The sequence below is a fragment of the Streptomyces sp. NPDC004788 genome (assembly GCF_053601115.1).
The window spans coordinates 1-9,279 of the sequence record NZ_JBSGBF010000160.1; the positions used below are offsets into that span (position 1 = coordinate 1).

The window sequence follows — 9,279 nt, forward strand, 5'->3', positions numbered from 1 at the left end:
TGGTCGACGAGGGTGCGCTTGCGGGAGGCGTCGCCCTCGTACATGGCGCCGATCTGCGGCACGGTGACGTGCGACTCGTCGATGACGAGCAGGAATTCCAGCGCCGCCACCGCCCCGATCTCCGGGGAGGGGGTGAAGGTGCTCGGGGCCGGGACGAAGCGGTGGCCCAGTGCTTCCAGCGCCCCGCGGTCGGCGGAGTCGAGGAAGGCCGGCTCGGCCTCGGTCGCGACCCGGTTGCGCTGGGACATGCGCGGCGCCGCGACGGCCTCGGGCAGGGGCATGTCCAGGTCGAGGCGGTTGACGAGGGTCTGCAGCACGGTGGTGATGATCGTGGCCCCGCCGGGGGAACCGACGGCGAGCATCGGCCTGCCCTCGTCGAGGACGATCGTCGGGGACATGCTGCTGCGCGGGCGCTTGCCGGGCCCCGGCAGGTTCGGGTCGGGCACGCCGGCGGTCAGGGGCGTGAAGTCGAAGTCGGTCAGCTCGTTGTTCAGCAGGAACCCGCGGCCGGGCACCGTGATGGCCGAGCCGCCGGTCTGCTCGATCGTCAGGGTGTACGAGACGACGTTGCCCCAGCGGTCCGCGGTCACCAGGTGCGTGGTCGAGGGACCTTCGTACGGCTCCTGGGTGCCCGTGCCGCGGGTGCAGGCCGAGCCCGGCACGCGGGGGTCGGCCGGTGCGAGCGGGCTGGTCAGCGCGGTGTCGGGGCTGATCAGGCAGGCGCGGTCCTTGGCGAACTCCTTCGACAGCAGTTCCCGCGTGGGCACGTCGGAGAAGGCGGGGTCGCCCACCCAGCGGTTGCGGTCGGCGAACGCGATCCGGCCGGCCTCCAGGTAGTGGTGCAGCGCCGAGACCCGGTCGGCCTTCGACAGGTGGAAGTTCTCCAGGATGTTCAACGCCTCGCCCACGGTCGTGCCACCGGAGGAGGACGGCGCCATGGAGTACACGTCCAGGCCGCGGTACGTGGTGTGGGTCGGCTCCCGGCGCAGCGGCGCGTAGCGGGCGAGGTCGGCCTCGTCCATCAGGCCGGGGCGGACCACTCGTTCGGCGCCGGGAGCGACCGGCGGGTTCCGCACGGTGCGCACCACGTCGCGGCCGAGGTCGCCGTGGTAGAGGGCTCCGGTGCCTTCGCGGGCGAGCTCGCGGTAGGTCCGGGCGAGGTCCGGGTTGCGGAAGCGGGAGCCGACGACGGGCAGTTCGCCACCGGGCAGGAACAGCTCGGCGGTGGAGGTGAAGGCGCGGAAGCGCTCCTCGTTCATGGCCGTCTGGGCGCGGAACTCGTCGTTGACGACGAAGCCGTTCTCGGCCAGGCGGGTGCCGGGCCTCAGCGCGGCCGCCAGCGGGATCGTGCCCCAGTCCTTCAGTGCCTTGTCCCAGGTGGCGGGGGTGCCCGGGACGCCCACGGACAGACCGGAGTTGACCGCCTCGGGGAAGGGGATGGCCTTGCCGGTCGCCGGGTCGGTGAACGAGTCGGAGCGCATCGACGCCGGAGCGGTCTCCCGCCCGTCGATCGTGGACACCTTCCCGGTCCGGGCGTCGTAGTAGACGAAGTATCCGCCGCCTCCGATGCCCGCCGAGTAGGGCTCGACCACACCGAGCGCGGCGGCGGTGGCCACCGCCGCGTCCACGGCGTTGCCGCCGTGCCGCAGCACGTCGAGGCCGGCCTGGGAGGCGTACGGGTTGACGCTGGCGACCGCGCCTCCGCGCCCGATCGCGACGGCCTGTTTGGCGGGTGGGGAGAGGGCGGGGCCGTCGGCGGGAGTTCCGGCGGCGGCGGGTGGCAGGAGAGGAAGGAGCAGCGTCGCCGCGGAGGCGGCGACGGTGGCGGTACGACGGACAGCGAGACTCAAGACAGCCTCCGATGACCTGCGTTGACGAGGGGGATGATCGAAACCCTGGCATCCGTACTCGTGGGTCAGCAACGACTCACCGCAAGATTTGCGCGAGTTCTGAGGTTTCCGTCCGGTAGCCCCGCCGGGGCCGGCCGAGCACCGGGGGGCCGGACTCGCCGGCTACGTCGTCGTACGGCTGAAGGACCGGCGGTAGGAGCGCGGTGGCACTCCCCGTCGTCGTACGAACTGCGCCCGCAGCACCGCCGCGCTCCCGAAGCCGACCAGGCGGGCGATCTCCTCCACGGGCAGGTCCGTGGTCTCAAGCAGCTCCTCGGCGCGGCTGAGGCGGAGGCCGAGCAGCCAGGCGTGCGGGGTGGTGCCGGTCGAGGCGGCGAACCGGCGGGCGAAGGAGCGCCTGCTCATCAGGGCCCGGCGGGCCAGTTCCGCCACCGGGAGCGACTCGTGCAGGTTCCCCTGGGCCCAGGCGAGCACCTCCGCGAGCCGGTCGTCGTGGCAGTCCTCCGGAACCGGGGCCGCCAGGTACTGGGCCTGTCCTCCGTCGCGGTGCGAAGGCAGCACCAGGTCCCGGGCGATGGCGTTGGCCGTGGCGGCGCCGTACTCCCGTCGCAGCAGGTGCAGGCACAGGTCGAAGCCCGCGGCGGCCCCCGCGCCCGTGGTGATGCGGCCCTGGTCGACGTAGAGGGCGTCGGGTTCGACGGCGACGTCCGGGTAGCGCTCGGCCAGCAGCTCGGCGAACCGCCAGTGGGTGGTGGCGCGCCGCCCGTCCAGCAGGCCCGCCGCGGCGAGCGCGAAGGCGCCGACGCAGTGCGCGGCGACCAGCGCGCCACGCTCGTGCGCGGCCTTCAGCGCGTCGAGCACCGCGGGCGGGGGCGGCGTGCGGAAGTCCGCCCAGGGCAGCGCGATGACCAGGTCGGCCGTGGCGAGCCGCTCCAGACCGTGCTCGACCGTCAGCGGCAGGCCCACATCGGTACGGACCCGCCCGGGCCGGTCGGTGCACAGCGCGAAGTCGAAGCGCGGCAGCCCCTGGCCACGCGCGTCGAAGACCTCGGCGACGATTCCGGCCCCGAGCATGCCGACACCCGGCGGCGCGTAGGCGGCGATGATCTTGAACGGCGGCATTCCGGCAGTGTGTCACGAGGGGCGGACGCGATGGCACGATTCCTGCGATCAGTGGCACCACGGCCACTCGTGGCACGGCCGGCCGACGAGAAAACTAAGGGCCATGACGAACGCACCGCTCGGCCGCAGCGCCACCTACACGATCCTGACCACCGGCTACACCCTCTCCACCGGCCCGGGAGTGGCCGCCACCGTCTCCTACGTCCACGACGGCGACCGCCACGTCATCGTCGACCCCGGCATGGTGGCCGGCCGCAACCGGATCCTCGACCCGCTCGCCGAACTCGGGCTCACCCCCGACGACATCACCGATGTCGTCCTCAGCCATCACCACCCCGACAACACGATGAACGTCGGCCTCTTCGGGCAGGCCCGCGTCCACGACCACAAGGCGATCTACCACCACGACCAGTGGACCGACCGCGACGCCGAGGGGTACGAACTCTCCCCGTCCCTCCGGCTGATCCGCACGCCGGGGCACAGCGCCGAGGACATCACCCTGCTCGCGGGTACGGACGCGGGCGTCGTCGCCTTCGTCGGCGACCTGTGGTGGCGGCCCAACGGTCCGGTCGACGACCCCGTCGCCCCCGACCACGACCTCCTGCGGGCGTCCAGGCTGCGGGTCCTCGACGCGGCGTCCGTGATCGTGCCGGGTCACGGCCCCGCCTTCCCCGCCGACGACTCCGCACCGCGCTGACCGGGCCGGGCCCCCGCCGTCGCCGGAACCGGGGTACGTATCCTGCGCTCATGGACGACCCCGTACCGACCGCCCGCGCACTCGTGCGGGAGCGGTTTCCCGCCGCCCGGGCGGCCTTCCTCGCCGGCAGCGTGCTGACCGACCGCCGCACGCCCACCTCCGATCTGGACATCGTGGTCCTCCTCGACGGGCCGCCCGCCCCCAGCCGGGAGAACCTGGTCCACCGCGGGTGGCCGGTGGAACTGTTCGTACAGACCGAGGCCGACTGGCGGAACTTCGCCGACCAGGAGACCGCGAAGCGCAGCTCGCCGCTGCTCGCGATGTGCAGCGAGGGAATGCTCCTGGTCGACGGCGACGGGCTCGGCGCCACGCTGCAGGCCGAGGCGCGCCGGCGTCTGGCCGCCGGCCCGCCGCCGCTCTCGGACCGCGAACGCCACTACCAGCGCTACGTCCTCACCGATCTGCTCGACGACCTGCGCGGCTGCACGGATCCCGCCGAGCGCGTACACCTGGTCGCGCACACGCTGCAGCGCGCCTCCGAACTGGCCCTGCTGGCAGGCGGCCACTGGCTCGGCAGCGGCAAATGGCTGTCACGGCGGCTGGCGGCGGCCGCCCCTCGGCTGCACCTCGCGCTCACCGAGTCCGCCGCGCAGGCGGTCACCGGCGACACCGATGCCTTCACCGCCGCCGTGACCGAGGTCCTGGAGCGAGCCGGCGGCCCCCTGTGGGACGGATACGCCATCCGATAGGCGGCAAAGCGCCGGTCCGCGCCGCACCGCCGCGCCGCGCGGACCTCCTTCGCATGGACGTCCACCCGGCCGGCCCACACACAACCCTGGGCCGACCCCCGTTCAGGAAAGTACGATCAAGCGATGTCCGACATCACCGAGACCACACCCGGCTGGCTGAGCTCCGACGAGCTCAGCGCCGCCAGGGCCCACATGCCGATCCTGTACGTCGAGGCCGTACCCGTACGCGTGGACGACGCCGGCGAAGTCACCAGCATCGGACTGCTCCTGCGCATCGGCGCCGACGGGACCATCAGCCGCACCCTGGTCTCCGGCCGCGTCATGCACCACGAGCGGATCCGCGACGCCCTCCTGCGTCACCTGGAGAAGGACCTCGGTCCCGTCGCCCTGCCCCGGGTCCCCGCCTCCCTCCAGCCCTTCACCGTCGCCGAGTACTTCCCGACGGCCGGCATCACCCCCTTCCACGACCCACGCCAGCACGCCGTGTCCCTCGCGTACATCGTTCCCGTCACCGGCGACTGCCGCCCGCGCCAGGACGCGCTCGACCTGGTGTGGGTCAGCCCTCAGGAGGCGGCGTCGGCGGCCTTGCAGAGCGAGATGCCGGGCGGTCACGGCGTCCTGCTGAAGCAGGCCCTGGCCCACGTGGGGCACGTGTACTGATCGCGCGGCCCGGTCTCACTCCCAGGGCCAGCGGGCGTCACGACCGGCGTCCAGCAGCGGGATCATGCCGAACGCCGCGTCCGTGAGGCCGCCGAGCGCGTGCCGGTTGCCGCCGCCGGAAGCCATGGCGGCCTCGCGGTAGCCGGCCATGTTCCACATGTACACGGGGACGTGCCGGGGGACGAGGTCGTCGATGCGGGTCTCCGGCATGCCCTGGTACGCGTAGCAGTTCGACGGCAGCCAGCCCGGGCGCGTCTGCTCGTCGGTGACGACGACGACCCGGTCGTGCCCCGCGTAGTACCGCTTGACCGCCGAGGGGATGTCCGTGCCGGGAATCTGCCCGAACCGCTCGACGAGACGCAGCACGCTGCCGCCCCGCGGAACGGCGATCTCCCGGGCGCTCTGCCCGAACTCCACCAGCGTCGGCGCCTGGGCGCGCACGGCGAGGGCCGCGCCGAACACGGCGGCCTGCTCGGCGAGCGGGATGTCGGACCGGTTGGGCGTGGAGTACGCGTACCCGGGGAACATGCTCGGGCTGCGGTCGACCAGGATCAGCGTCCGTCCCGGCAGGGCGGGCACGTTGGCCAGCGAGTGGCCGAGGGCCTGCTCCAGGGCGTGGCCCCAGCGCAGCGACGGCGCCGCCCGGTACGCGGCCCAGAACCGGAACGGGAACATCCGGGAACGGCGTACCTCGTCGGCGTCGGCCAGCCGCGCCGCGACGCGCGCGGCCGTCTCGTCGCCGACACCGGCCTCGTCGAAGTTCCGCAGGTTCCGGACGAGCGCCATGAGCCCCATGGACGGGATGACCGCCTCCCACGCGGCGGCGTCCATCGGGCCCTGGAGCCAGCCCGCGAGCGCCTCCCACGTCATGCCGGCCTTCGCCAACGCGTCCCGCTTCCCGGGGTCGTGAAGCACCGGGCGCCGGTCGGCGACGGGCAGCTTCATCAGCGTCGCGCGCCGGCCCAGCATCTCCAGCCGCGGCGGGATGTCCCCGCCGCGGCCGTGGCGGCGGTCGATGGCGTGCTTGAACAGCTCGCCCTGCCACGGCTTGTCCGGGTGCGGGGCGGCGTGGACGAGTTCGAGGACGTCGCCGAAGCGGTAGCCCCTGGCATCGGTGTCGTAGGTGAGCAGGGAACGCTCGTTGTAGAGGCGCCGGACGGCGTCGGCGACGCCGCGCTTGACCGGCTTCGGCAGGCGGCGCCCGTAACGCGCGGTCCAGTAGCCGAGCATCTCACCGGGCTCGTCGGCGCGCTGGAGCACGGAGTCGACGACCGAGCGGTTCGACCAGGACGCGACGCCGGCGCCGGAGCCGGCCGCGGAGGCGGACACGGCAGGGGCGGCAGCGTCGGCGTCGAGGCGGGCCTTGACGAACTCGGCGGCGCCGACGAGCGACGCCGTGCGCATGTTGCCTCCCGTGCGGAGCCACCCGAGCAGTCCGGCGGTCCACGCGGGGTCCTCGACCGCGAGCTGCCGTACGAGGGCGGTGAAGCGGTCGTCGCGGGCGTCGGCCTTCTCGTAGAAGGTGTCGGTGCCGACGGTGTTGGCGACGGCCAGGAGGAACAGCTCGCTCCTGGCGTCGCGCAGGTGCCCGGTCGCGCCCTCGTGGGTGCGGGTCGGCTCGCCGGTCGTGGCGACGGGCGAGCCGGCCGACGGGCGGCTACCGCGGAGGTTGAAGCGTGCCATGGGGGTTCCCCTCACGTGTGGAGGGGAGGCGCGGCGTGGGGGTGCCCGAGATCGAGTCGGACGGGGAGACAAGGTGCTCTGGGCCGCTGAGCTACCGGCGCCCGAAAGCGCCGAGCGGGATTCGAACCCGCGTCACCCCATTGACAGTGGAAGTATCCCCGGCCTGCGCACCGGGCACCCCGCCGCCATCTGCCTCCCGAGATCAGTAGTGGCCCGCGGCGTGGTTTCTGTGGAAGAAGTATCCGCTGGCCTGCGCACCGGGAGGTGCTGGTGGACCCACCGTATCCGTGCGTCCCGCACGCCCCAACCGGTTTTCCGTCAGGCGTCACGCGCGCTGTCCCGATTCCGTTGATCTTTGGCCCGTGGCCGGTTTCGCGGTGTGCGGGTCCTCGCGCAGGATGAGCCCATGGCTCTTGAGATGCGCGAACGCTGCGAACGCTGTGAGACGACCCACCTGCCCGTCGACGCCCCCGCCCGGATCTGTACGTACGAGTGCACCTTCTGTGTGCCATGCGCCGACGCCATGAGCGACACGTGCCCCAACTGCGGTGGGGAGCTGGTGGCCAGGCCGCGCCGCGCCGTCTGAGGCCCCTCGGGTTCACCACCGCGGCGCCTGCCGGCCGCCCCGTCGGGCCCCGCCCCCGGGGCCCTGGGCGTCCAGTGCCTCGTCGAGGGTCGTGGCGGCCATGATGAGCGAGAGGTGGGTGAACGCCTGGGGGAAGTTGCCCAGTTGCTCGCCGCTCGGGCCGATCTCCTCGGCGAACAGGCCGACGTGGTTCGCGTAGGTCAGCATCTTCTCGAAGGTGAACCGGGCCTGCCGCACGCGTCCCGCGCGCGCCAGCGCGTCCACGTAGAGGAAGGTGCAGAGGCTGAAGGTGCCCTCGGCGCCGCGCAGGCCGTCCGGGGAGGCGACCGGGTCGTAGCGGTGGACCAGGCTGTCGTGGACGAGGCCGTGTTCGATGGCGTCCAGGGTGGTCAGCCAGAGCGGGTCGGTGGGGCCCAGCAGGCCGGTGCGGGGGATCAGGAGCAGGGCGGCGTCGAGAACGTCGCCGCCGAAGTACTGGACCAGGGCCTGGCGTCGTTCGCTCCAGCCGCGGTGCACGACCTGGGCGAAGATCTCGTCGCGGGCGGCCCGCCAGGCGTCCAGGGCGGCGGGCCGGCCGAACTCCTCGGCGAGGCGCAGCCCGCGGTCGAAGGCGACCCAGGACATCACGCGGCTGAAGGTGAAGTCCCGCTGTCCGCCCCGGGTCTCCCAGATGCCCTCGTCGGGGCCGTCCCACGACGCGGCCAGCCAGTCGAGGAGGGCGGACACCGCCTGCCAGCCCCGGTGGGTGGGCTGGGTGTCCAGGCCCCGCCCTTGGGCGAGGGCGTACAGGGCCTCGCCGTAGATGTCGAGCTGCAGCTGGTCCGCCGCGCCGTTGCCCACCCGTACGGGGGCGGAGCCGCGGTACCCCTCGAAGTCCTCCAGGATCTCCTCGGGCAGCCACGGGTCGCCGTCCACCCGGTACATGATCTGCAGCGGCCGGGCCCCGCCGGCGGGTGCCGCGGCCCGTTCCGTCACGCGCTCGGTGAGCCAGCCGGTGAACGCCGCGGCCTCGTCCACGAAGCCGAGGTCGAGCAGGGCCCGTACGGCGAGCGAGCCGTCGCGGACCCAGGTGTAGCGGTAGTCCCAGTTGCGCTCGCCGCCGACGCGTTCCGGAAGGCCGAGCGTGGCGGCGGCGACAGGGGCGCCGGTGGGCAGGTAGGTGAGCAGCTTCAGGGTGATGGCCGAGCGGTGCACCATGTCCGGCCAGCGGCCGCGGTAGTGGGCGGTGCGGACCCAGCGCTGCCAGAACTCGACGGCGTCCCACAGCGCCGTCTCGGCCGCTTGGGGGTCCGGCAGCGGCGGTGCCTCGGCCTCCGGGCCGTCCACGGTGAACGCGGCGCCGGCGAGGCCGCCTTCGGTGAGCGTGAGCCTGCCCCGGATGTCGTACGGGCCGTCCTGCTCCAAGGGGATGCTGGACTGGAGGAACGCGGCGATCCCGGGGGCCCGGAAGGTGGCCGTGCGGCCGTCGAGGCGGGTCTCGTGCGGGTTGCGGCCGAAGCCGAAGCGCGGCCGGCATTCCAGGGTGAAGGTGACGGTGCCGCGGGTGCACCGCATCACGCGCAGGATGGCGTGCCGGTCGGTGCGCCGCCCGGTGCGGTCGGGGGGCATCCAGTCCATCAGCTCGCCGACGCCGTCCGGGGACATGAACCGGGTGACGAGCAGCGCGGTGTCGGGGTAGTAGAGCTGTTTCACCGTCACGCCGGGCGCGTCGACGGAGAGCCGGAAGTAGCCGCCCCGGTCGTGGTCGAGCAGTGCGGAGAAGATGCCGGGCGAGTCGAAGCGGGGGGCCGCGAACCAGTCGACCACGCCTTCGTCGGAGATGAGCGCGGCGGTCTGCAGATCGCCCACCAGGCCGTGATCGGCGATGAGCGGGTAGCGCTTCATCCCTCCACTATCGGCGAGGGCGGCCGCCCCGGCCCGGCCGGTGCCGCC

General features: G+C 73.2%; 8 protein-coding genes. 4 read left to right on the plus strand and 4 right to left on the minus strand.

What is annotated here, in order from left to right:
- Both ggt and ACWEJX_RS36465 read right to left on the minus strand, forming a co-directional pair.
- On the minus strand, window positions 1-1,850 hold a 1,850-nt coding region (ggt, locus tag ACWEJX_RS36460; RefSeq protein ID WP_451611704.1), incomplete at its 3' end, for a gamma-glutamyltransferase.
- Between the two features lie 162 nt (window positions 1,851-2,012).
- Complete coding sequence (locus ACWEJX_RS36465) at window positions 2,013-2,972, minus strand: GlxA family transcriptional regulator (protein ID WP_451611705.1); 960 nt, start codon at window positions 2,970-2,972, stop codon at window positions 2,013-2,015.
- Between the two features lie 103 nt (window positions 2,973-3,075).
- Between ACWEJX_RS36465 and ACWEJX_RS36470 the strand changes: the two genes are divergently transcribed.
- The 3 genes from ACWEJX_RS36470 (at window position 3,076) to ACWEJX_RS36480 (ending at window position 5,078) form a co-directional block, all read left to right on the plus strand.
- A complete protein-coding gene (locus ACWEJX_RS36470; protein ID WP_451611706.1) occupies window positions 3,076-3,669 on the plus strand; it encodes an MBL fold metallo-hydrolase in 594 nt (197 codons plus the stop codon).
- A gap of 50 nt (window positions 3,670-3,719) precedes the next feature.
- Window positions 3,720-4,418 (plus strand): nucleotidyltransferase domain-containing protein, encoded by a 699-nt coding sequence (locus ACWEJX_RS36475; RefSeq protein WP_451611707.1) that lies wholly within the window; start codon window positions 3,720-3,722, stop codon window positions 4,416-4,418.
- Window positions 4,419-4,550: 132 nt separating this feature from the next.
- A complete protein-coding gene (locus ACWEJX_RS36480) occupies window positions 4,551-5,078 on the plus strand; it encodes an NUDIX hydrolase family protein (protein WP_451611711.1) in 528 nt (175 codons plus the stop codon).
- A 15-nt stretch (window positions 5,079-5,093) separates the two neighbouring features.
- Here the strand turns inward: ACWEJX_RS36480 and ACWEJX_RS36485 are convergent, their stop codons facing one another.
- Complete coding sequence (locus ACWEJX_RS36485) at window positions 5,094-6,761, minus strand: TROVE domain-containing protein (RefSeq protein WP_451611708.1); 1,668 nt, start codon at window positions 6,759-6,761, stop codon at window positions 5,094-5,096.
- A gap of 406 nt (window positions 6,762-7,167) precedes the next feature.
- Here ACWEJX_RS36485 and ACWEJX_RS36490 point away from each other — a divergent pair, with 406 nt between their 5' ends.
- Window positions 7,168-7,347: a DUF1272 domain-containing protein gene (locus tag ACWEJX_RS36490; protein WP_451611709.1), complete on the plus strand. Its 180-nt coding sequence runs from the start codon at window positions 7,168-7,170 to the stop codon at window positions 7,345-7,347.
- Window positions 7,348-7,359: 12 nt separating this feature from the next.
- Here the strand turns inward: ACWEJX_RS36490 and ACWEJX_RS36495 are convergent, their stop codons facing one another.
- On the minus strand, window positions 7,360-9,231 hold the full coding sequence (locus ACWEJX_RS36495) for a glycoside hydrolase family 15 protein (RefSeq protein WP_451611710.1): 1,872 nt from the start codon (window positions 9,229-9,231) through the stop codon (window positions 7,360-7,362).
- Between the last annotated feature and the right edge of the window lie 48 nt (window positions 9,232-9,279).

What these genes read in the sequence shown, in the direction of transcription:
- ACWEJX_RS36470 (WP_451611706.1), top strand. Translation starts at nt 3,076, where the DNA reads ATGACGAACGCACCGCTCGGCCGCAGCGCCACCTACACGATCCTGACC.
- ACWEJX_RS36475 (WP_451611707.1), top strand. Translation starts at nt 3,720, where the DNA reads ATGGACGACCCCGTACCGACCGCCCGCGCACTCGTGCGGGAGCGGTTT.
- ACWEJX_RS36485 (WP_451611708.1), bottom strand. Translation starts at nt 6,761, where the DNA reads ATGGCACGCTTCAACCTCCGCGGTAGCCGCCCGTCGGCCGGCTCGCCC.
- ACWEJX_RS36465 (WP_451611705.1), bottom strand. Translation starts at nt 2,972, where the DNA reads ATGCCGCCGTTCAAGATCATCGCCGCCTACGCGCCGCCGGGTGTCGGC.
- ACWEJX_RS36490 (WP_451611709.1), top strand. Translation starts at nt 7,168, where the DNA reads ATGGCTCTTGAGATGCGCGAACGCTGCGAACGCTGTGAGACGACCCAC.
- ACWEJX_RS36495 (WP_451611710.1), bottom strand. Translation starts at nt 9,231, where the DNA reads ATGAAGCGCTACCCGCTCATCGCCGATCACGGCCTGGTGGGCGATCTG.